Below are 23,096 nucleotides of genomic sequence, written 5' to 3'. Positions count from 1 at the left end.
ATGATGTCGCTACGGGCTCACCGATAATGGTCCTCGGGACCGGTACTGCCGTGACGGTGGGGGCGATTCTGCTTCTGGCGATCCTCGGCGGTTTGGCGCTGCTCTATCTCGGTATGCGTGCGCGAGCGGATGCAACGGAAACGGTGGAGGCGAACGCGCAGTTGCGGACGATCCTCGACGGATCGCCGGCGATCGTTACGGTGATACGCTCGGGTGGGCGGATCGAGATGACGCAGCGGATGGCGGACTGGCTTGGGCTGGACGTACCGCCGCGGTCGCTGGCGGAGTTGGCCACTGGGGGCACGAGCCTGTCCCCGGACGATGCCGCACGGTTGATCGCGGATGTCACTGCGGCGCAGCGGTCGGGGCGGGCCTTCGTTCGCTCGGTCCGGCTGCAGGGTTCGACGCGCGCGATCACGTTTCGCGGGGGCCGAGCCCCCGGCGAGATGGGCGCCACGGGTGCGGTGCTGCTCTGGGCATTCGATGCGACCGACAGCGAGGCGGAGATCGCCCGGCTTGGGGCGGAAACCGCGCGGCTGGGTGAAGCATATGAGTCGTTGACCGGGCTGATCGAGGCCGCGCCGATGCCGATGTGGTACCGCGCGACCGATCTGCGGCTGGCGATGGTCAACACGGCCTATGTCGATGCGGTCGAGGGGCGTGACGCTGCCGATGTCGTCGCGCGCGGGCTGGAACTGGTCGAGGGATCGGGGCGCGGCGGGCCACTCGCTGGCGCGGCGGTTGCGCGCGAGCAGGGGCGGCCGCATCAGCAGGTCCTGCCCGCGACGATCGACGGCGCGCGCCGGTCGTTGCAGATCTACGACGTGCCGCTGCCGAGCGGCGGCGTGGCCGGGTTCGCGATCGATATCGAGGAACTGGAGCAGGCGCGGTCGGGAGCGAAGCGCTTCGCCGAAGCCCAGCGCGCGATGCTCGATCGGTTGTCGGCAGGCGTGGCGCAGTTCGGCGGCGATCGTTCGCTCGTGTTCTGCAACCAGCCATTCCGGCGGATGTTCGCGATGCGCAGCGAATGGCTCGCCGATCGCCCCGAATTCGACCGCGTGCTCGAGCGAATGCGCGAAGCCAACCGGCTGCCCGAGGTCCGCGACTTCCCGAGATGGAAGGCGGAACGGCGCGACTGGTTCATGCAGACGGGCGCGGCGCAGGGTGGCTCGGTCGGCGGGGGGGCGATGGAGGAGAATTGGCACCTCCGGGGCGGCACGCATCTTCGTGTCGTCGCGCAGCCTCTGCCGGATGGCGGCCTGTTGCTGATCTTCGAGGATCGCACCGAGCAGGTCCAGCTCGCCAGCGCGCGCGATACGTTGCTGCGGGTGCGGACCGCGACGTTCGACAATCTGTTCGAGGCGCTCGGCGTGTTTGCGGCGGATGGCCGGTTGCAGCTGTGGAACAACCGGTTCCGCGCATTGTGGGGGCTGGAGGAGGAGTTCCTCGCCTCGCATCCGCGTGTCGATGCGTTTGCCGAGGCGGCCGGCGCCAAGCTCGCGACGCCGGGGCGGTCCGCGTTGATCCCCGACCTCGTCCGGTCGGCGACGGTCGGGCGCCAGCAGCGCGGCGGGCGCGTGGCGTTCGCGGATGGGCGGCATTTCGAGTTTGCCGGCGTGCCACTGCCCGACGGGAATGCGCTGTTCACGATGCTCGACATCACCGACAGCCGGCGCGCGGAGCAGGCGCTGCGGGATCGTGCGGATGCGCTGGAGGCGACCGACAAGGTCAAGACCGCGTTCGTCGCGAATATGAGCTATGAACTGCGCACGCCGCTGACGTCGATCAGTGGGTTCGCGGAGATGCTGCACGGCGGCTATGCCGGCGCGATGACGCCACAGGCTGAGGGTTATGTCGGGGCGATCCTCGAGTCGGTCGAGCGGCTCGGGTTGCTGGTCGACGACGTGCTCGATCTGACGCGGGCGGAGAGCGATCGAGCGGAGACCGACCGGACAGATGTCGACCTCGCTACCACTGTCCGTGCGGCGGCGGAGACGATCCTGCCGTCGGCCAAGCGGCGGAAGCTCGACTTCGCGGTCGAGGTGGCGCGTTCTACCGGGCGCGTGAACGGCAATCCGAAGCGGTTGAAGGAGGTCGTCGAGCATCTCCTGCGCCACGCGGTCGCGGCAACGCCCGATGGCGGGCGGGTGTTGCTGCACACCGACGGCAATGCGACGTCGGCGCGGATTATTGTTTCGGACGACGGGGTCGGGATGGACGCCGAGGCGGTCGCGCACGCGTTCGACCGGTTCGCGGAATCGAAGCCGATGGGGGATCGCGCGTTGGGACTGGGGTTACCGTTGGCCAAGCAGTTTGTCGAAGCGCATGGCGGGACGATCGAGCTGGTCTCGGAGCCAGGCGCGGGCACACTGATCACCGTAGAATTGCCGCGGCGATGATTACTGCCACTCCGTCATGCCGGGCTTGTTCCGGCATCCACCGTTCCGCGTGCTCGCCGGCCGTAGAGAGTGCTGACGGGTGGACCCCGGAACAGGTCCGGGGTGACGGAGGGTGGTGAGACTCCTCGATCCGCAAGCGACCGAGGCATTCGGAGCGATGCTCGCAGGACGTGTCCGCCCCGGCGATGTGATCACCCTCGAAGGCACACTCGGCGCCGGCAAGACCAGCGTTGCGCGAGGACTGCTCGCAGCACTCGGCCTCGCTGGCGAGGCGCCATCGCCCAGCTTCGCGATCGTCCAGCCCTACGAGCCGCCCGAAGTCCGCTTCCCCGTCCTCCATGTCGACCTCTACCGGATCGACGACCCCGCCGAGATCGAGGAACTCGCGCTCGACGACGCGCGCTATGATTCGCTGTTGCTGGTCGAATGGCCCGAGCGTGCCGGTCCTGATTATTGGCCGGATGCGCTTCGCTTGAGCCTGACGATCGAGCCGGACGGCACGCGCGGCTTGACAGTAGGAGTGCCGGAAGCTTGGAGGTCGCGATGGCCGACATGACCCCGCCGCCCGGCGCCGCCGCTTTTCTCGACGCTCATGGCTGGGGTGAGGCGCAGATCCTCCCGGTCGCCGGCGACGCGTCGTTCCGGCGCTATTTCCGTGCCGTAGATGGCGCGCGCAAGGCGATCCTGATGGACGCGCCGCCGCCGCACGAGGACCCGCGGCCGTTCATCGCCATCGCGGAATGGCTGGTCGAGCGCGACTTCGCGGCACCGGCGATCCTGGCGTGCGACCTCGACCAGGGCCTCGTGTTGATCGAGGATTTTGGCGATATCCGTTTGCGCGAGACCGTCGATGCCGCGCCGGACGAGGAACTGTCGCTCTATGCGCCGGCAATCGATCTGCTGGTGCGGTTGCGCGCCGAGCCGGCGGGACCGGTACCTCCCTATGATCGCGCGGTGCTGAAGCGTGAGGCAGGGCTGTTCGTCGAATGGTATTGCCCGGCGGTCGGGATCGAGCCCGATCTGGCGGGCTGGGACGCGGCCTGGGAGTCGGTGTTCGATCATGCAATCGCCGAGACGCCGGTCACGGTACTCCGCGACTATCACGCCGAGAATTTGATGCTGGTTGGGCCCGAGCGATCGCTCGGGTTGCTCGATTTTCAGGACGCGCTGGCGGGGCATCCGGCCTATGACCTGGTATCGCTGTTGCAGGATGCGCGGCGGACGGTCGATCCGGCAATCGAGGCGGCAATGCTAGGGCGATATCGCGCGGCGGCGGACGCGGGGGAAGACTTCATGAACGCGTATCATGTGCTCGGCGCGCAGCGGAACGCCAAGATCCTCGGCATCTTCACCCGATTGTGGAAGCGCGACGGCAAGCCGCATTATGCGACGATGTGCCCGCGCGTCTGGGCGTATCTGGAGCGCGATCTGGCGCAACCGGTGATGGCGCCGGTCGCGGCATGGTTCGAGGCCAATGTACCGGCGGCGTTGCGTGGCGATCCGCTGGTCCTGAGCGCGTGAGCCGCCAGCAGACGATCCGCCCTGTCCCGCGCGGGATCGTGCCTGAGACGGCGATGGTGATGGCCGCGGGCTTGGGCAAGCGGATGCGCCCGCTGACCGCGACGCGCCCCAAGCCGCTGGTGCAGGTCGCCGGCAAGCCGTTGATCGACCACGTCTTCGAGCGGTTGCAGGCCGCCGGGATCAAGCGCGCGGTGGTCAACGTGCATTACCTGGCCGATACGCTGGAGGCGCACGTCACCGACCGGTTCGCGGGGATCGACGTCGTCATCTCCGATGAACGGAAAATGCTGATGGAGACGGGTGGTGGCCTCGTCCAGGCGCGTGGCTTGCTTGGTGATGCGCCGGTGCTGGTTGTGAACAGCGACAATCTGTGGATCGACGGACCAGTCGACGCGATCAAGCTGCTCGCGTCACGCTGGGATGATGCGAAGATGGACGCGCTGCTGCTGATGGTACCGCTCGCGCGTGCGCATAATCACCGCGGACCGGGCGATTTCTACCTCGCCGCCGATGGACGGATCAGCGGGCGGCGCAAGTCCGGCCGGCTCGCGCCGTTCGCCTATACCGGTATCCAGATTCTCCACCCGCGGCTGATCGCGGACTGGCCGGAGGGGCCGTTCTCGACCAACATCTTCTGGGATCGCGCGATCGAGGCGGGCCGCGCTTACGGTCAGGTCCACCAGGGGCTGTGGTTCGACGTCGGGACCCCCGCCGCGATCCCCAGGACCGAGGCGATCCTCGCGGATGGCTGATGTCGCCACGGCGGGTCGTCCGACACTGTACACGATCCCCGCGCACCGGGCGTTTGCGGATGCGCTGGTCGCCGGGCTGATGCGGCAGGCGGGACGCGATCCGCTGGCGCTAGCGCGCGCGCTGGTCGTGTTGCCGAACAACCGAGCGGTGAAGGCGGTGACCGAAGCGTTTGTGCGCGCGAGCGGCGGCGGGCTCGTGTTGCCGCGGCTGGTGGCGCTGGGCGATCCGGAGATGGGCGAGTCGGTCGGCGCCGCGCTCGATCCCGCGGACGATGTCGATCCACCGCTGCCTGCGGTGCCGCCATATCAGCGGCGCATGATCTTGGCGCGACTGGTGTCGGAAGAGCGGGCGCGGGAAGGCCATCCCGTCGACGCGGCCGAGGCGGTACGGCTTGCCGGCGAACTTGCGCGGACGCTCGATCAGCTGCTGGTCGAGGAGGTGCCGCCAACCAAGTTGCGCGATATCGAGCTCGGCCCCGAACTCACCGAGCATTGGCGGCGCGCGCTGGCGACGTTCGAGATCGTCCTGCAACGCTGGCCGGGCGAACTCGCGCGGCTAGAGCGGATCGACGCAGCGACGCGGCGCTCGGCGTTGCTCGACCGGCTCGCCCAGCGCTGGCGGAATGTGCCGCCGGCCGGGATCGTCTGCGCGGCAGGCGTGACCGATTCCGCGCCCGCAGTCGCGCGCCTGCTCCGCTGTATCGCCGACATGCCGCAGGGCATGGTGGTGTTCGCAGGGCTCGACCTAGCCCTGCCCGACGAGGAATGGGACGCGCTCGGCCCGCACGATCCGAACCCGGTGACCGGGCTCGCGCGTCGTTCGATCGAAACCCATCCGCAGTTCGATGCCAAGCTGATGCTCCTGCGCATGGGCGTTGCCCGAGGCGAAGTGCAGACGTGGCGCGAGGGCGGCGGGCACGATGCCGACCCCGCGCGTGGCCGAGCGATCGCCAACGCCCTCGCACCCGCGGACTTCACCGGCAAATGGACGCAGATCGCGGCGGAGGATCGTCGTTTGAAGGGCGTGACCGCCGCCGAACTCGCAACGCCCGCAGAGGAAGCGCAAGCGATCGCGCTCGTCCTGCGCGAGGCGTTGGAAGTGCCGGAGCGGACCGCGGCGCTGGTCACGCCGGATCGCGCGCTCGCACGGCGCGTGGCAGCGCATCTCGGACGCTGGGGCATCGGCATTGACGACAGCGCGGGGCGGCCCCTATCGATCCTGCCGCCCGGCACGTTGCTACTCGCGTTGGCCGAAGCAGCAGCGCAGCGCTTCTCGCCGCTCGCGTTGCTGGCGTTGCTGAAGCACCCGCTGGTGCGCGCGGGCGAGGATCGCTTGCTATGGCTCGACGGCGCACGTGCGCTCGACCGACGGTTGCGCGGGCCAAGGCCGGCGGCGGGGCTCGACGGGATCGCCGGACATCTGGAGGAGCGTAAAGGCACGGCGGCGACATGGTGGACCGATGTCCAGCCTCTGCTGACGCCGCTTGCGAACGCGTTCGACCAGGGGCCGCAGCCCTTGGCGTCTGTGCTCGCATGCCTGCGCGAGACGGCGCAGACCTTGTGTGGGGACAATCTCTGGTCGGGGCTCGCAGGGCGCGCGGCGGCGGAGTTCCTCGCCGATCTGGAAGCGGAAGCACCGGCCGGACCGCCGCGGATAGATCCACGCGAGTTGCCGCAATTGTTGCGGACGTTGCTCGACGAAGTCGCGGTGCGGCCGGCGCCGGGTGGGCATCCACGGCTGGCGATCTATGGCCTGATCGAGGCGCGGTTGCAGACCGCCGACGTCATGGTGCTCGGCGGTCTGAACGAAGGCGTGTGGCCGGGGCGACCTGCGCCCGATCCCTGGCTGGCGCCGCGCATCCGGATGGAGCTCGGCCTACCGGGTCTGGAGCGGCGTGTCGGCACGGCGGCGCATGATTTTGCGCAGGCGTTAGGCGCACCTCGTGCGGTCGTCACGCGGGCACGCAGGGATGCGAAGTCACCCGCTCTGGCCTCGCGCCTCTGGCTCCGGTTGCAGGCGCTCGCAGGCGATCGGTTCGAGCGGGCATCGGCACTGGAGGGCTGGACGCGCGCGCTCGACGATCCGGGCGAGCATCTCCCCGCCGACCGTCCCGCGCCGTCGCCGCCCGCGCTGCTGCGTCCGAAGGCCATCTCCGTCACCGAGGTTGATCGCCTCAAGGCCGACCCCTACGCCTTCTACGCGCGCCGCGTGCTCGGCCTGATGCCGCTCGATCCGGTCGATGCCGACCCCAGCGCAGCCTGGCGCGGCACCGCGGTACACGACATCCTCGAGCAATGGTGGAAGCAGGACAACTGCACCGTCGACACGCTTCGGCAGCGCGCGAAGGCGATGCTCGACGACGAGCGCACGCATCCGATGATGCGCGCGCTGTGGCAGCCGCGCCTGCTCGAAGCGATCGACTGGATCGCCAGCGCCATAGTCGCGCAAGGCGAAGACGGCCGGACGGTCGCCAGCGCCGAGGGCAAGGGCAAGATCGAGATCGCCGGCGTCACCCTGTCGGGCCGCTATGACCGCATCGACAGGCTCCCCGACGGGCGCCTCGCGGTGATCGACTACAAGACCGGCAAGCCGCCTTCGCCGACTGCGGTGCGCGCAGGCTACAGCCTCCAACTGGGCCTGCTCGGCCTTATCGCCGAACGCGGCGGGTTCGAGGATGTGCGCGGCACTGCGGGCGCGTTCGAATATTGGTCGCTCGGCAAAAAGCGCGACGCGTTCGGCTATATCGAGAGCCCGGTCGACCCCGAGGGCAAACGCGACAAGATCCCGACCGCCGAATTCACGGCAATCGCCGCGCACAACTTCACCGAAGTCGTCGGCGAATGGCTGACCGGCAGCGCCGCCTTCACCGCGAAACTCGTCCCCGAATACGCCCCCTATGCCGAGTATGACCAGTTGATGCGACGCGACGAATGGTATGGCCGTGAGCGGTGATGCGCTCGCCACGCTGCCCCGGCTGAGGGGCGCGCAGGCCGATGCGAGCAACCCGGCGTCGCACGTCTGGCTGTCCGCGTCGGCCGGCACGGGCAAGACGCAGGTGCTCGCGGCGCGCGTGTTCCGCCTCCTGTTGCGCGGCGTAGATCCCGGCGCGATCCTGTGCCTGACCTTCACCAAGGCAGGCGCGGCGGAGATGGCGCAGCGGATCAACGGGCGCCTCGCCGCCTGGGTGCGGATGTCCGCGCCAGCGCTGGCGGCGGACCTGATCGCGCTCGGCGAGAGCCCGGTCCAGACGTTGCAGGACCGCGCCCGCACCCTGTTCGCGAAGGTGCTCGATGCGCCTGGGGGGGGGCTGCGTATCCAGACGATCCACGGATTCTGCCAGGGGTTGTTGGCGGCATTCCCGGTCGAGGCAGGCCTCACCCCCGGCTTTCGCCCGCTCGAAGCCCGCGAGGAAGCCGGTCTCGCCCGCGAAGCACTCGCGACGATGCTATCGGACGCGGAGCGCGAAGGCCGCGAGCGTCCGGTCGAGATCGTCGGGCGCCTGTCGCTCCGGATGGGCGAGGGCGGGGCGGAGGCGTTCTTGCTTGCCTGCGCCCGCGCGCTGCCTGCGTTGGAGGCCCTCCCGGTCGGTATCCAGCCATGGCTGCGACGTGAACTCGGCCTGCCCTCCGGCGATATCGACGAGGCAATCGCGGAATGGTGCGACGCGCTCGACCTCGATTCAATTGCGCGGATCGCCGCGGCGAACCGCGCGTGGGGGACTGCTACGGGTCAAGCCGCAGCGGCGACCGTGCAGCGCTGGCTCGACTCCGAGGATCGCGCGGCGACGTTGGACGAACTCGCCAGCGTCGTGCTCACCGGCACGGGCACGCAGCGCAAAGCCTCGAAGAAACTGATCGATGCCGAGCCCGACTACGAAGTCCTCGCGCGCGATCTGGGCGAGGCGTGCACCGACGTGCTGTCGATGGTCCAGCGCGCAACCTATTGCGACCTGCTCGCCGACGGGCTCGAGGTCGGGCGCGATTATGCGCGCGGCTATGCGCTGGCCAAGCGACGCGCGGGGGCGGTCGATTTCGACGACCTGATCGCGACGACGGTGGCGTTGCTCGACCAGCCCGGGATCGGTGAGTGGGTGCGCTACAAGCTCGACCAGGCGACCGAGCACCTGCTGATCGACGAGGCGCAGGACACCAACGGCCACCAATGGCGGATCGTGCGCGCGCTGGCGGACGAGTTCTTCGTCGGCCGCGGCATCTATGCGCCGTCGACGCGGACACTGTTCACGGTCGGCGATTACAAGCAGGCGATCTTCGGGTTCCAGGGCACCGATCCGCTCAATTTCCAGGCCGCCGAGCAGTATTTCGGCGGCCGTGCGAGCGAGGCCGAGGGCGATGACGACTGGCCCGAGGAAGAGCGGGGGCTCCCCTTGGCACGACTGTCGCTGCGGCACTCGTTCCGGTCGACGCGGACCGTGCTTGAGTTCGTCGATGCGGCGATCGATGCAATCGGCGAGCCGGGGCTCGGGATCACGGGCGAAGTCGAACAGCACGCCAGCGAGGTCGCCGGCCCCGGCACCGTGACCTTGTGGCCGCCGGTCTTCGCTGGCGGCAGCGAGGACGACGAGGAGGGCTGGGTCGACGACGCGGTCCGCAAACTCGCCAGCGATATCGCCCGCGCGGTGAAGGGCTGGCTGGCGCCCGAGACCAGGCTGATGCTGGAGAGCAAGGGGCGGCGGTTGCGGCCCGAGGATGTGATGATCCTCGTCAAGCGACGCGGCGATCTCGCCTCGCTGATCGTTGCGCGGCTCTATGCCGAGGGCGTGCCGGTGGCGGGCGTCGATCGCTTGCGACTGAACGCGCCGCTCGCAGTGCAGGATCTGCTCGCGACTATCCGCTTCGTGTTGCAGCCCGAGGACGATCTAAGCGTCGCGGCGCTGCTTGTGTCGCCGCTGATCGGCTGGACGCAGGACGAGTTGATGGCCGCGGCACCGCGCGAGGCCGGGCCGTTGTGGCGGCATCTGCAACGCACGCAACCGGCGACGCGGCTCGCGCCCTTGCTGGCGATGCTGGCGCGCGCGGATATCGCCACGCCGTACCAGTTTCTGGAGGAGCTGCTGTCGGGCCCGCTCGACGGTCGCCGCAAACTGATCCGCCGACTGGGAACTGAGGCACGCGATCCGATCGAGGAACTGCTCAACGCCGCGCTGACGTTCGAGAGTACGACGACGCCGTCGTTGCAGCGCTTCCTCGACTGGTTCGATCGCGGCGATGTCGAGATCGTCCGCGATCCTTCGGCGCCGCTAGACGCCGTACGGGTGATGACGGCGCACGGCGCGAAGGGGTTGCAGGCGCCTCTGGTAATCTTGGCGGATGCGACGGCGGACCCGTCGGCGGCGCCGCGCTCGATCCTGAAATGGGCGCCCGAGCCTGGGGCGGCGCCGATCCCGGTGTTCCGGCCACGGTCGAGCGAGCGTGGCGGCCCGCTGGATGCGGTCGTGTCGGCCGCCGAGCAGCGCGAATTGGAGGAGCATTGGCGGCTCTTCTACGTGGCCGCCACGCGCGCCGAAGAGCGGCTGGTGATCGCCGGTGCGCTCGGACCGCGCGCGAAGGGCGTGCCGCCGGAGAACAGCTGGTACGCTGCGTCCGATCGTGCCCTGACGGCACTCGAGGTGCCGATGGGCGAGGGGGCGCGGACGTTTGCCGGGGTCGAACCTCAGCCTGCGGTGATCGCCAAGGCTTCGGCTTCGGTCGAGATTGCGGCCAACGCACAGCTACCGGCCTGGGCGCATGAACCCGCACCGCAAGAAGCGCGTCCGCCTCGTCCCCTGTCGCCTTCGGCGTTGGGCGATGACGCGGTGTCCGATCCACCGCCGACGCCAGCGATGCGCGTCGCAGCGGAGCGGGGGCGGCTGATCCATGCGCTGTTCGAGCGTCTGCCGGCGGTTGCTGTCGCCGACCGCGCGACGGCAGCCGATCGCTGGCTGGCAAAAGCAGGCGGCGTCGACGATGCCGCAGCACGGTCCGAAATCGTGCTGAGCGTGGTCGCAGTGCTCGACGATCCGCGCTTTGCCGAGCTTTTCAGCGCGGATACGCTCGCCGAAGCACCGATTGCCGCGACCCTCGCGAACGGCATGGTCGTGTCGGGAACGGTCGATCGCCTGCTGATCGAGCCAGACCGCATCCGCGTCGTCGACTTCAAGACCGGGCGGCGTGCACCGCGCGGTCTCGACGACGTGCCGGAATACCATATGAAGCAGATGGCGGCCTATGCCGAAGCCCTGAGCGTGATCTTCCCGGGGCGGTCGGTCGAGGCAGCCTTGCTGTACACGGCCGGCCCGCGGTTGATCGTGCTGGACGACGAGACGCTGGCCGCGAACAAGCCGCACTATCGGTCCACGGAGCAAAGCTAGCGCCCCGGTGGTTGAGCGCACACGCTGGCGACCTTAGATACGACTCAACCAAGGAGAATTCACGATGGCGACCAAGCAGATCACCGATGCCAGCTTCGATGCGGACGTACTGAACGCCGACGGCCCCGTGCTCGTCGATTTCTGGGCGGAATGGTGCGGCCCGTGCAAGATGATCGGGCCGTCGCTTGAGGAAATCTCGGAAGAACTCGGCGAGAAGGTGACAATCGCCAAGCTCAACATCGACGAGAACCCCGACGCGCCGGGCAAGTACGGCGTCCGCGGCATCCCGACGATGATCCTGTTCAAGGGCGGTGCACCGGCGGCGACCAAGGTCGGCGCGGAGCCCAAGGGCCGGTTGAAGGCGTGGCTCGAAGGCGAACTGGCCTGATGCTGCTGACGGCGCTGTTGCTTCTGGCGGCGGCGCCGTCATCGTCTGACATAAATAAGTCAGACGGATGCGAGACAGCGCGCCGACGCCAAGACCATGCTGCCATGACCCGAGCTTGTATTCCGATGAAGTCGACTCGGACATACGAAGGCGTTTGGTACGACACGTTCGAAGGGCAGGAATTTTTTGACCTTGCGGCGACGTTGGCGGTCAATCCCGCTTCGCATTCAAGTGTTTGGCGAAGATAAACCGGAGGGATGCGCTCGTCCGCGCCAATCTGCCGGGGCGCATTGCCGAGGTTATGACACCGCATGCCTATCGGGTGCGGTTCGTCGGGGCCGAAACGCTGAACATGTCTTGCAATGAGCGCGACGCGTTCGGACTGCCGTCATGCTTTGGGCACGAAGGCGCTTTTCCCGGCATGGTAGTGGTCGAAAAGATTCTTGCGATCGAGGCACTTTAGCCTGTTGTCGTGATCATGACCGATAGTCGGCGTTGATCGAGATATAGCTATGCGTGAGGTCGCAGGTCCACACCGTGGCACGACCTTCGCCTAGCGCGAGATCGACGCCGATCTCGATCTCGTGACCCTTCAGGTGGGAGGCGACCGGCGCCTCGTCGTAGCCGCTCAGTGCCAACCCGCCTTCCGCAACCTGCGTATTACCGAACCGGATCGAGAGCGTATCCCGATCGGCGGGTTCGCCGGCCTTTCCGACCGCCATCACGACGCGGCCCCAGTTTGCATCCTCACCGGCAATCGCGGTCTTCACCAGCGGCGAGTTGGCGATGCTCATCGCGATGCGGTGTGCGCTGCGGTCATCGTCGGCGCCGGTCACCTGGATCTCGATCAGCTTCTGCGCGCCCTCGCCGTCGCGAACCACAAGCATGGCGAGTTGATGGCACAAATCCGCCAGCGCAGCGCGGAAGGCGTCCGCCCCCACGCTGTCATCGTCCGCCAGCGCGACGTTACCGGCCTTGCCCGTCGCGAACGCCAGCACCGTGTCGCTGGTCGAGGTATCGCTGTCGACCGTGATGCACGAGAAGCTCGGCGCATTCGCCTTGGATAGCGCGGCTTGCAGGAACTCCGGCTCGACCGCGGCGTCGGTGAAGATGAAGCCGAGCATCGTCGCCATGTCCGGCGCGATCATCCCAGAACCCTTGATGATCCCCACCAGCGAGACCGTGCGATCCCCGATCACCGCCGTCGTAACCGCACCCTTGGTAAAGGTGTCGGTCGTCATGATCGTCGCGGCGGCATCCTCCCACCCGCACGGCGCGGCGGCGAACGCGGCGTCCAACCCGGCTTCCGCCTTGTCGATCGGCAACGGCACCCCGATCACGCCCGTCGACGACACGAACACGTCCGAAGGCTGACACCCGAGATGCGCCGCGGTGCGCGCCGCGATCACCTCGACTGCGGCCCGACCACGCGATCCGGTGAACGCGTTCGAATTGCCTGCATTCACGACAAGCGCCCGCGCCTGGCCAAGCGTCAGCGCCGCACGGCACCACTCCACCTCGGGCGACGGGCATTTGCTCGTCGTGAGCACGCCCGCAACCACCGTCCCCGGATCGAGCGTCACGAACGTCAGATCGCACCGGTCCCACGCCTTGTACTGCGCGCGCGCGACATGCAGCGCGACTCCGTCGATCGAAGGGGCGTCGGGGAAGGGCAAGGCGAGGGGGGAGGTCTGCATGACGCCTTCATAGTCTCTGCGGTCCGGCGGGCAAGATCGGCGGTTGCGCTTGACCCGCTGACATTCGTCGGTGTCCAAGGCCGTGGGGAGAAGGACGCAACATGATCGACGAGGACGTGAGCGCAGGGCCTGCAAGTCGGTTCGACGGCAGCACCACCCGCGTGATGCTTGTCGTCGTCGCATCGATCGTCGCGCTCGGCTTCGCCTTAGCTGCATGCCTCCTGATGATCGCGAGCAACGGCTATCGCTGGTGGCGCGCACCGTTCCCAACGACGATCCCGCGGAACCTCCCTTTGGCTACCACGCCAGCCAAGCCGATCGGACCCTATGCCGACTGGTTCGATGCCGACGATTATCCCGAGTCCGCGCGGCAGGCCAGCAAGGAAGGTGCCGTCAAAGCTGCCCTGCTCGTCGCTGCCGATGGATCGGTCGAGGCGTGCGAAGTCCTCGTAGGGAGTGGGACCAGCGCACTCGATGAAGGAACGTGCCGCGCCGCGGTTCGCCACGGCCAGTTCACCCCCGCGCGCGACGCGAAGGGGCGTGCAATCTCCTCGCGCATCGAATTGCCGCGCGTTCGATGGGCGCTGCCCTGAGACGAACGGTAGATTTTCCGCGCGGGCTCGAATAAAGCCGGTCCCGCATGAACCTGCTGCTACTCCTCTCTGCCCTGCTCTCCGCGCTGACCGGTGCGGTGCCGGGTATGCGTGGGCAGTCCGCCCAAGCAGTGGTGCAAGGCAACGTCTGCTCGCAGTCGATAGCAGCAACGCCGGCCAAGGTCTTGATAAGGCCAGTATCTGGCCTTCCCACGCTGCTCCGGGTTGCGGTCGCTACCACGCTGCGCACCATCGCCATTGTCTCGCTTCCGCTATGGGCAGAGCGCCGCCGCGAATAGCGTCTAGGTGTGACCTTATCGTAACCTTTGGATCCAAGCGATCCGCTTCCGCGTGCGCCCACCGTGTGCCGCCGCGTCATAAATTCAGGAAATCAGCCCATGTTCGGTAGCCTCGCCAAATCCTTGTTCGGTTCGTCCAACGACCGGTACGTCAAGTCGCTCAACCCGATCCTCGCGAAGATCGCCTCGTTCGAGCCGTCACTCCAGGCGATGTCGGACGAGGAGCTCTCGGCGCAGACCGTCAAGTTCCGTGCGCGCCTCGCCGAGGGCGAGAAGCTCGACGATCTGCTGCCCGAGGCGTTCGCGACCGTCCGTGAAGCCGCGCACCGCGTGCTCGGCCAGCGCCATTACGACGTCCAGATGGTCGGCGGCATCGTCCTCCACCGCGGCGAGATCGCCGAGATGCGGACCGGCGAGGGCAAGACGCTCGTCGCCACGCTCGCGACCTATCTCAACGCGCTCCCTGGTGACGGCGTCCATGTCGTCACCGTCAACGACTACCTCGCGGCGCGCGACGCGGAGTGGATGGGACAGGTGTATACCTTCCTCGGCATGACGATCGGCGTCATCATCCCCAACCTGTCCGACGAGGAACGCCGCGCCGCTTATGCCGCCGACATCACCTACGGCACCAACAACGAGTTCGGGTTCGACTATCTGCGCGACAATATGAAGTACGAGCGCAGCGCGATGACGCAGCGCGCGTTCAACTTCGCGGTGGTCGACGAGGTCGATTCGGTCCTGATCGACGAAGCGCGCACGCCGTTGATCATCTCCGGCCCGACCGACGACAAGTCCGAGCTGTACATGCAGGTCGACGCGGTCGTGAAGCAGCTCGATCCCGCCGACTACGACAAGGACGAGAAGCAGAAGACGATCATCCTCACCGAGGATGGCACCGAGAAGGTCGAGCGGATGCTCGAGGCGGCCGGGCTGCTCGAGGGGCAGAACCTGTACGACTTCGAGAACACGCAGGTAGTGCATCACCTGAACCAGGCGCTGCGTGCGATCGTGATGTTCAAGTCGGACATCGACTACATCGTCAAGGACGGCAAGGTCATAATCATCGACGAGTTCACCGGTCGCATGATGGACGGCCGGCGCTGGTCGGACGGCCTGCACCAGGCGGTCGAGGCGAAGGAGGGCGTCCAGATCGAGCCCGAGAACCAGACGATGGCCTCGATCACGTTCCAGAACTATTTCCGCATGTACCCCAAGATCGGCGGCATGACCGGCACCGCGGCGACCGAGGCGGCCGAGTTCTACGACATCTACAAGATCAACGTCGTCAGCATTCCGACCAATGTCGAGGTCAAGCGCGTCGACGAGGAAGACGAGTTCTACAAGGACACCAAGGACAAGTTCGCGGCGATCGCCAAGAAGATCAAGCATCACGCGGACCTGGGCCAGCCGGTGCTGGTCGGCACGGTGTCGATCGAGAAGTCCGAGATGCTGAGCGAGTTCCTGGTCGGCGAGAACGTCGATCACAAGGTCCTCAACGCGCGCTTCCACGAGATGGAGGCGCACATCGTCGCGCAGGCCGGGCGCAAGTCCGCGGTGACGATCGCGACCAACATGGCGGGCCGCGGCACCGACATCAAACTCGGCGGCAACCTCGAATTCCGCATGCTCGACGAGCATCCCGAACTGGTCGAGGGCACGCCCGAGTATGACGAGGCGGCGAAGCGGATCACGATCGAGATCGAGGCGGAGAAGCAGGCAGTGCTCGCCGCGGGCGGCCTGTTCGTGCTCGGCACCGAGCGGCACGAGAGCCGACGCATCGACAACCAGCTGCGCGGGCGCTCGGGCCGTCAGGGCGATCCGGGCCTTTCGCGCTTCTATCTCAGCCTCGACGACGATCTGCTACGTATCTTCGGGCCGGACACGCTGTTCGCCAAGATGATGCGCAACAACATCGAGGATGGCGAGGCGATCGGCAGCAAGTGGTTGAGCAAGGCGATCGAGACCGCGCAGAAGAAGGTCGAGGCGCGCAACTACGACATCCGCAAGCAGGTCGTCGAGTACGACGACGTGATGAACGAGCAGCGCAAGGTCATCTACGAGCAGCGCGCGGACATCATGGATGCTGATACGGTTGGCGACGTGGTGACCGATATGCGCGCGGAGACGGTCAACGTGATCGTCGGCGATGCGTGCCCGCCGAACTCGTATCCCGAGCAGTGGGATGTCGCGGGGATGAAGACGCGGCTTGCCGAGGTGATGAACCTCGAGCCGCCGATCGACGCATGGCTGCTGGAGGAGTCGGTCGACCCCGAGGTGATCGAGGAGCGTGTCCGCGCGATGGCCGACGAGGCGATCGCACAGAAGTCAGCCGATCTCGATGCGGAGACGTGGACGTCGGTCGAGAAGTCGATCCTGTTGCAGAATCTCGACCATCACTGGAAGGAGCATCTGGCGACGCTCGACGCATTGCGCCAGGTCGTCCACCTGCGCGCGTACGCCCAGAAGACGCCGATCAACGAGTATAAGCAGGAGGCGTTCTCGCTGTTCCAGCGGATGCTCGAAACGATCCGCGAGGACGTGACCAAGACGATCGCGCATGCGCAGTTCCAGATGCAGGCACCGGTCGGATTGCCCGAACTGCCGGACTTCATCACGACGCATTTCGACCCGTTCACGGGCGAGGACAATTCGAACGACTTCGATGCGGGCACGCGCGGCCACATCACCTCGACGATGCCGCCTTTGCAGATCCCTCAGCCGCAGGAAGCCGATATCGGCGAGGATCCGGCGAATTGGGAAGGCGTCGTCAGCCGCAACGCACCATGCCCGTGCGGGTCGGGGCGCAAGTACAAGCAGTGCCACGGCGCCGTTTGATCGATTGATTACGGCTTGCGCGGAAGTTTGGCTGCTCCGCGCAAGCTGTGATCACTCGTTGCGAGGTTAACGAAGATGGTCGGCCGCCGACCGCAATCGGCGTTTGGCGACGATGGGAACATGAACGAAATCTCACGGAACATCAGCGTATTGCCGCGAGTAGTTCCGGTCCTAACCCTGTTCTTCAAGGACCTGAGGCATGCGTTACATTTCCCTGATCGCACTCCCGTTACTGGCCATGACGGCATCGCCAGCCTTGGCCAAAGGTTGTATTCGCGGTGCGGCAGCCGGCGGCGTCGGTGGCCATTTCGTTGGCGAGGGCCACGCGGTGATGGGCGCCGCGGTCGGTTGTGCCGTAGCGCATCATCACTATGCGAAGCAGGCAAGGGCCGAAAAGGCTCGCGCCCGGGCTCATGGCTGAGGTCTGCCAATGACTGGAATGTCCAAGTCGATAGGTAGCATGGCCTAGTCGTTTCGGTTGGGGCACCAGATAACGACGCACTGTCCGGTAACAGGTACGGTGCGTCGTCTGACTTTATGCCTGCCCGTCTTGGCATGCCCGTCTCAGCCGCTGCACGATTGATGCTCTGGGCCGAATCCGTGAGCTTGCCGATGCACACAGCGCGATGACGGCAACGTTAAGCGATCCGTGACTTTAACAGCGCGACGAAACGGTCGAGCCGACACGGCGCCGCACACCCCGGAACAGCAAGCGGTGTCGCGATGACCTCCGGGCGCAGCGCACGGATCGTCGCGAGAGACTGTACGCGGTAGTACAGGCGGACGAACCGTTCGCCCGATCGTGGATCGCGCAACCGTTCGATCACCATCGCACCGCCCGGAGCGACGTCGTTGCGAGCAAAGCCGGGGGCATCGAGAGCAACGTGCAGCGCGGCGGCCAGCGCGGTGACGTTGGTGTCGTGGCCGACCATCACATCGAGACGCGGCGCGCGGGCGGCGGTCAGCGTATCGATGATCCGATGGCCGAGTGGCGAAGCCTGATGCGCCGCCATATAGGGTGACCGCGTGAACACGTCGAACAGCGCGGCATGCAGGGCGCCGAGCCGCGCGATCGTCGCGGGATCGGCGCGTCCCCATCCAACCGCACGACGCGGCATGCCCTCGGAGTCTTCCAGCAGGAGGACCTGCGCGATACCCGACGCCGCCCGGATCGGCCCGGATAGTTCGATCCCACGGCGATCGGTCGACGCGACCAGCGACGGCGGGTCGACCGGGCTGCATGCGCCATGACCGCATCCCAGCACGGTGTCGAGCAACGCAAGGGCTGCGCGGTGACGCGCGACGAGCGCGGCCATCCCACCGGTGAAGCGATCGATCGAGGCGATTGCCTGGCTGGGGCTAAAGGCGGTCGCGCCGGCGGCCAGTGGTTCGAAGATCGGATCAGTCCGATCTTCGGCAAGGTGGCCTACGGTCAATCGACAATCGGGCGCTAACCCCTGCGCATACGCCTCTCCACTGGCGATCGTCCGGCTGGCCGTGTTGGTCCAGATCCGAACCGTAGCTGCGGCTGGACACCGCGTGAGCGCGAGCGACGCAAGCCAGCGACGATCATGGCGCGCGAGCAACTCGATTGCGGAAGCGCCGTGCGGTGTCAGCTGGCCTTCGGGAACGGGCCAGTTCGGCCAGGGCTGGGCGGTGCGCGTCGTCACCGGCACTTCGCCCGAGAGCGGCGCGCGGACGCCGTGCCGCATCACTATCACGACTCGTTCGAGGCGCAAGTCTCTGGGAATCGGGTGTGCCTGGGTCATGGTCGGTATGGCCGACAGCAGGGCGAGCGCCGTACAAAAACTGGACAACGAGGGACGAATAGCACGCATCGAGGAAGTCCTGGTTTGACATGAGACGGCAGCCGCCGATCGCGCTGTACGCGCACCCCTTTTCAGTGGCGTGACACCATCCTCGTCTCTTTCAGGGCCGATCCCGATACGGCGAGCCGCACCCGATGACGATCGGATGGGAACATACCCCGGCCGCTGGGCGCATACCGCGATAGCGCTTTCCAACACGCGCCCAACCACCTAAGCGACAGACATCCCCGGGGGGCCGCTGATGCGCGGCTGAGAGGTGGGCTGCAGCCCATGACCCGCTGAACCTGATCCGGCTTATACCGGCGTAGGGAGGGTCTGCGGCTGGCCCGTCGTCCCTCCGATTGGAGTGGACGTGACGTTTTTCAGTGCTGGTTTTGTTGTGACTTCCGCCGGGCGCGAGCGGCGGCTTTTTGGGCGGGTCGCGTTGACTCTGTCGGTAACCCTCGCGGCATCGTCGGCCGGGGCGCAAGTCGCACCCGATCCAGTCGAACCCGCCGAGATTCGCGTCGTCGGCAAACAGGATCCTGCCGGTCTGCTCCCTGACCAGAGCGTGCCGCGCGCGCAGAGCGCGATCTCCGCCGACTTCATCGTCAAGCAGGCGCCGACGCTCAACGCGTTCCAGCTTGTCACGCTGCTGCCCGGCGCGAACGTCGCGTCGAGCGATCCGTATGGCCTGTCGACGAGCTCCAGCCTGACGTTGCGCGGTCTCGGCCAGGACGAGATCGGCGTGCTGATGGAGGGCGCGCCGCAGAACGACATCGGCTATTATTATGCCTATCCGTCGCAGTTTGCGGACCCCGAGAATTTGAGGCGCATCTCGCTCGCGCAAGGGTCGGCCGATATCGATTCCCCGACGCTCGGCGGGGCCGGCGGGCTATTGTCGCTCGCGCTCGACGATCCGAAAGCGCGTCCCGGTGCGCTCGTCGACCTGTCACTCGGCAGCTACGCGGCGCGGCGGGGGTTCTTCCGTGTCGATAGCGGTACGATCGGCAATACCGGGCTGAAGGCGTTCCTGTCCTATTCGAACACGCGCGCGGACAATTGGCGGGGTGCCGGCTATGACACGCGCCAGCATATCGACGCGAAAATCCTGAACGAATGGGGTGCCGGCAACCGTGCCAGCCTCGCGCTGTCGTATAATGACGCGAACTCGTCGAGCTATCCGAGCCCGACGCTGGCCGAGTGGAACGCGCAGGGCCGCAGCTTCAACTACGACAAGCGCTACACGGCGGGGAACACCAACTATTGGCGCCTGTACCGCGCGCCGTTCCGCAACCTCTACGCCTCCGCGCCGGTGCACCTCGTCCTGAACGATCGGCTTGCGCTAGACACCACCACCTATCTCCAGTTCGGCTACGGCAACTCGCCCTACGGTACGCAGCTGACGACCGAAGGCAATTTCCTCGGCACCGAGGAGCTGGCCCAGCCGATCGCGCTGCCCGGCGCGGTCGACGGGGTGGCGACCGTACTCGGCAATTATACCGGCGACCAGATGCGGACCGGCAACGTCAGCACGCTGACCTTCAAGACCGGCGCGCATACGCTCACGGCGGGGCTCTGGCTCGACTACGGCACCGATCGCGTCACGCAGTCCTACACCTCGATCGACGCCGATGGGCAGCCGTTCGATCGCTGGGGCTACCGCGCCAAGGCGATCCGTACTGCCGACGGCCGCCTGCTCGCCTATGAGAACCAGCGCACCGTCACCGTGACGAAGGGCTTCTTCCTCGCCGACAGCATCGCGCTGACGCCGCGGCTGACGGTCGATGCCGGGTTCAAGGGCGTGAACGTGCTGCGCAACGGCCGCAATTATTTGCCCGGACCGCAGGACAAGGTGCGCAACGACAGTTTCGCCGCCTTGCCGCGTGCCGCGATCCACTACCGGCTCGACGATCGCCAGCAGCTGTTCGCCAACATCACGACCAACTTCCGCACGCCCAACGAGTTCACGCTCTACAACAGCTATTACGGTGGCGACGTGGTCGTGCAGGGGACGAACGCGCTCAAGAACGAATATTCGGTCTCGCAGGAAGTGGGCTATCGCTTCATCGGCGAACAGCTCTCCGCTTCGGTGACCGGCTTCCATTACAAGTTCCGCAATCGCCAGCTCGCCACCGTGATCGACCAGGGCGGCGCGCAGGTGAACGCGACGATCAACGCTGGTGGCCAGACCTCGTACGGCGTCGATGCGGAGATCGACTACCGCCCGGTGGCAGGCGTCAGCCTCTACCTTTCGGGCGAATATTTGCGTGCGCGGATCGACGACGATCTGCCGGTCGGGGCGGACTTCCTGCCGACCAGGGGCAAGCAGGCGGTCTCCAGCCCGGCCGTCCAGTTCGGCGCAGGCGGGATCTATGACGATGGCCGGTTCTTCGGCAGCGTCGCGTCGAGATATATCGGCCGGCAATATGCGAGCTTCATGAACGACGAGGCGATCAAGGGCTATGCGACGCTCGACCTGTCGGTCGGCATGCACCTTGCCGACTGGCTCGACGGCAAGCGCACCGACCTGCGCGTCAACGCGATCAACGTCACCGATCCGCACGTCCTCGCCGGCGTCCAGTCGGTCAGCACCAACGCGCAGGACACGATCGGCCGCAACGGCACGGTCATCGCCGGTTCGCCGCCCGCTTATTATGTCGGGAGCGGCGCGGCGGTCATGGCAACGATCTCGCGGGCGTTCTGAGGTGGCGACGCAGCCTGCGCATCTCGTCCACGGCATGGGCCTCGCGATGGAGGCGCCGACCTGGCCGGCGATCACCGCCGACGAGGCCGGGGCGGTGCTGGCGCACTTTTCGGGCATGGGCCGGATGACGGGGCTGCACTGGCATTCTCCCCGGCCGTTTTCCGCCGCGACCTTGGTGCACACGACCACCGGCACGTTCCTGTTGAAGCGCCACCATCACCGCATCCGCACGGTCGAAGGGCTTGCCGAGGAACACGCGTTCATCGCGCACCTTGCAGGTGCTGGCGTATCGGTGCCTGAGGTGATGGCGACCGCGGACGGTGCGACGGCGGTGGCGAGCGGCGCCTGGTCGTACGAACTGCACCGCGCGGCGCCGGGTGTGGACCTGTACCGCGACAGCCTGTCCTGGACGCCGTTCGCCGCGCGCGCGCATGCCCATGCGGCAGGGGTGGCGCTCGCGACGCTGCACGAGGCGGCGCGCGGTTTCGCTGCCCCGGCGCGTCGCCGTCAGCCGTTGGTTGCAAGCTTTACGATCCTGCCCGCCGCCGATCCGATCGCCGCGGCCGAAGCCTATATTGCTGCTCGCCCCGCTCTGGCCGCGTTCTTGAACGTCAAGCCTTGGCGACGCGAACTCGGGCAGCTCTTTGAAAGCTTGGGGCAGGGGCTCGCGCCGTTGCTTGCCGACCAAATGCCGTTGTGGACGCACAACGACTGGCACCCGTCCAACCTGCTGTGGGCGAGCGATGGCGGTGTCGAAACCGTGTTCGACTTCGGACTCGCCGATCGCACCTGCGCGGTCCACGATATCGCCATCGCGATCGAGCGCACCGCCGTTCGCTGGCTCGAGCTGGGGCAGGGGACGGACGACATCGGCGATCCGGCGGCAGCACTCGCGCTGCTCGCGGGCTATGCCACGATCGCGCCGCTCGGCCGCACCGACGTTGCGGCGATCGTCCGCCTGTTGCCGCTTGTGCACCTCGAGTTCGCGCTGTCGGAGATCGAGTATTTCGCCGCGGTCGTCGAAGACCCCGCGTCCGCGGCACTGGCCTGGGACGAGTATCTCATCGGTCACGCCGCGTGGTTCCAGTCCGCTCCGGGCCGGGACTTGCTCCGCGCGATCGAAGCCGGAGCGCTTCCTCAATGACCGCGTTCGAGATCGTCGCGGTCGCGGTCAGTGCCGCGGGTATCTGGCTGACCGCCACTCGCCGGATGCTGTGCTGGCCGGTCAACCTCATCGCCTGCGCGCTGTACTTCAAGCTGTTCCTCGACGTCCGGCTCTACGCCGACATGGTTCTGCAAGCGCTGTTCGGACTCGCGATCCTGTACGGCTGGCTCGCCTGGAGCCGCGGAAAGGACGCTGCTGGTGATGTCGTCGTGGCGCCGCTCCGACCTGCGCAGGCGCTCGCCGGTCTCGTTGCGGGCGCGGTGGGCGCTGTCGCGATCGGGTGGTTCACGAGCCGCTATACCAACGCCGCGCTGCCGTGGATGGACGCCGCGCTCAGCAGCTTCAGCCTGGTCGCGCAATATTGGACAGCGCGCCGCCACGCCGCGAGCTGGCTGCTCTGGATCGGCGTGGACGGTTTGTACGTCGGAATGTTTCTCGTCAAAGGGCTGGTGCCGACTGCAGGGCTCTATGCAGCGATGATCGTGCTTGCCGTCATCGGGTACAGGCAATGGCGACGGGCCGAAACCATAGGGCCGGCTGCCGCTTGATGGCCCCCACTTG

Annotated in this window: 17 protein-coding genes and 1 riboswitch; of the genes, 15 read left to right on the top strand and 2 right to left on the bottom strand. The window is 67.0% G+C overall.

Annotated elements, in window-relative coordinates; translation table 11 throughout:
- Nucleotides 1-26 precede the first annotated feature (26 nt).
- From C8J46_RS12820 to C8J46_RS12785, 8 genes are all read left to right on the top strand, one after another.
- Nucleotides 27-2,399 (top strand): PAS domain-containing sensor histidine kinase, encoded by a 2,373-nt coding sequence (locus tag C8J46_RS12820; RefSeq protein ID WP_132739824.1) that lies wholly within the window; start codon nucleotides 27-29, stop codon nucleotides 2,397-2,399.
- Nucleotides 2,400-2,514: 115 nt separating this feature from the next.
- Nucleotides 2,515-2,955 carry a tRNA (adenosine(37)-N6)-threonylcarbamoyltransferase complex ATPase subunit type 1 TsaE gene (gene tsaE / locus C8J46_RS12815; protein WP_132739821.1) on the top strand — a complete coding sequence of 147 codons (441 nt, stop codon included), beginning with the start codon at nucleotides 2,515-2,517 and terminating at the stop codon, nucleotides 2,953-2,955.
- The gene (locus C8J46_RS12810; RefSeq protein ID WP_132740754.1) at nucleotides 2,952-3,920 is read left to right on the top strand and encodes a phosphotransferase; all 969 of its coding nucleotides are present in this window, start codon (nucleotides 2,952-2,954) and stop codon (nucleotides 3,918-3,920) included. Before tsaE ends, C8J46_RS12810 begins: the two co-directional genes overlap by 4 nt.
- Nucleotides 3,917-4,672, top strand: a complete 756-nt coding sequence (locus tag C8J46_RS12805) for a nucleotidyltransferase family protein (protein ID WP_243643370.1) — start codon at nucleotides 3,917-3,919, stop codon at nucleotides 4,670-4,672. Before C8J46_RS12810 ends, C8J46_RS12805 begins: the two co-directional genes overlap by 4 nt.
- Complete coding sequence (addB, locus tag C8J46_RS12800; protein ID WP_132739815.1) at nucleotides 4,665-7,625, top strand: double-strand break repair protein AddB; 2,961 nt, start codon at nucleotides 4,665-4,667, stop codon at nucleotides 7,623-7,625. The genes C8J46_RS12805 and addB overlap by 8 nt, the downstream gene beginning before the upstream one ends.
- The gene (gene addA, locus C8J46_RS12795) at nucleotides 7,615-11,040 is read left to right on the top strand and encodes a double-strand break repair helicase AddA (RefSeq protein ID WP_132739813.1); all 3,426 of its coding nucleotides are present in this window, start codon (nucleotides 7,615-7,617) and stop codon (nucleotides 11,038-11,040) included. Before addB ends, addA begins: the two co-directional genes overlap by 11 nt.
- Nucleotides 11,041-11,104: 64 nt before the next feature.
- Nucleotides 11,105-11,428 carry a thioredoxin TrxA gene (gene trxA / locus C8J46_RS12790; protein ID WP_055877560.1) on the top strand — a complete coding sequence of 108 codons (324 nt, stop codon included), beginning with the start codon at nucleotides 11,105-11,107 and terminating at the stop codon, nucleotides 11,426-11,428.
- A 235-nt stretch (nucleotides 11,429-11,663) separates the two neighbouring features.
- Nucleotides 11,664-11,891 (top strand): hypothetical protein, encoded by a 228-nt coding sequence (locus tag C8J46_RS12785; protein WP_132739810.1) that lies wholly within the window; start codon nucleotides 11,664-11,666, stop codon nucleotides 11,889-11,891.
- 13 nt (nucleotides 11,892-11,904) lie between these two features.
- Here C8J46_RS12785 and argJ read toward each other — a convergent pair whose 3' ends face one another.
- Complete coding sequence (gene argJ / locus C8J46_RS12780) at nucleotides 11,905-13,125, bottom strand: bifunctional glutamate N-acetyltransferase/amino-acid acetyltransferase ArgJ (protein ID WP_132739808.1); 1,221 nt, start codon at nucleotides 13,123-13,125, stop codon at nucleotides 11,905-11,907.
- 101 nt (nucleotides 13,126-13,226) lie between these two features.
- On the opposite strand from argJ, the gene C8J46_RS12775 reads away from it, so the two are divergent.
- The 4 genes from C8J46_RS12775 to C8J46_RS12760 all read left to right on the top strand — a co-directional run bounded on the left by C8J46_RS12775 (nucleotide 13,227) and on the right by C8J46_RS12760 (nucleotide 17,276).
- A complete protein-coding gene (locus tag C8J46_RS12775) occupies nucleotides 13,227-13,718 on the top strand; it encodes a TonB family protein (RefSeq protein ID WP_132739805.1) in 492 nt (163 codons plus the stop codon).
- Nucleotides 13,719-13,765: 47 nt separating this feature from the next.
- Nucleotides 13,766-14,017, top strand: coding sequence for a hypothetical protein (locus C8J46_RS12770; protein ID WP_132739803.1), 252 nt, complete (start codon nucleotides 13,766-13,768; stop codon nucleotides 14,015-14,017).
- 99 nt (nucleotides 14,018-14,116) lie between these two features.
- A complete protein-coding gene (secA, locus tag C8J46_RS12765; protein ID WP_132739800.1) occupies nucleotides 14,117-16,855 on the top strand; it encodes a preprotein translocase subunit SecA in 2,739 nt (912 codons plus the stop codon).
- Between the two features lie 199 nt (nucleotides 16,856-17,054).
- On the top strand, nucleotides 17,055-17,276 hold the full coding sequence (locus C8J46_RS12760) for a hypothetical protein (RefSeq protein WP_132739797.1): 222 nt from the start codon (nucleotides 17,055-17,057) through the stop codon (nucleotides 17,274-17,276).
- 217 nt (nucleotides 17,277-17,493) lie between these two features.
- On the opposite strand, the gene C8J46_RS12755 is transcribed toward C8J46_RS12760, so the two are convergent.
- Nucleotides 17,494-18,594 (bottom strand): histidine-type phosphatase, encoded by a 1,101-nt coding sequence (locus tag C8J46_RS12755; RefSeq protein WP_243643369.1) that lies wholly within the window; start codon nucleotides 18,592-18,594, stop codon nucleotides 17,494-17,496.
- 308 nt (nucleotides 18,595-18,902) lie between these two features.
- Nucleotides 18,903-19,012: riboswitch (TPP riboswitch) on the top strand.
- A 102-nt stretch (nucleotides 19,013-19,114) separates the two neighbouring features.
- Between C8J46_RS12755 and C8J46_RS12750 the strand changes: the two genes are divergently transcribed.
- Genes C8J46_RS12750 through pnuC form a run of 3 tightly spaced genes read left to right on the top strand, consistent with a single transcriptional unit; the run spans nucleotide 19,115 to nucleotide 23,083 of the window.
- Entirely contained in the window at nucleotides 19,115-21,370 is a 2,256-nt protein-coding gene (locus C8J46_RS12750; protein WP_243643419.1) for a TonB-dependent receptor, read from the top strand.
- 1 nt (nucleotide 21,371) lies between these two features.
- The gene (locus C8J46_RS12745; protein WP_132739789.1) at nucleotides 21,372-22,514 is read left to right on the top strand and encodes a phosphotransferase; all 1,143 of its coding nucleotides are present in this window, start codon (nucleotides 21,372-21,374) and stop codon (nucleotides 22,512-22,514) included.
- Complete coding sequence (gene pnuC, locus C8J46_RS12740; RefSeq protein ID WP_132739786.1) at nucleotides 22,511-23,083, top strand: nicotinamide riboside transporter PnuC; 573 nt, start codon at nucleotides 22,511-22,513, stop codon at nucleotides 23,081-23,083. Before C8J46_RS12745 ends, pnuC begins: the two co-directional genes overlap by 4 nt.
- Nucleotides 23,084-23,096: the final 13 nt, after the last annotated feature.

The organism is Sphingomonas sp. PP-F2F-A104-K0414 (genome assembly GCF_004340945.1).
In the GTDB taxonomy this organism is placed as follows: Bacteria; Pseudomonadota; Alphaproteobacteria; order Sphingomonadales; family Sphingomonadaceae; genus Sphingomonas.
This window is presented reverse-complemented; position numbering and strand designations above follow the sequence as displayed.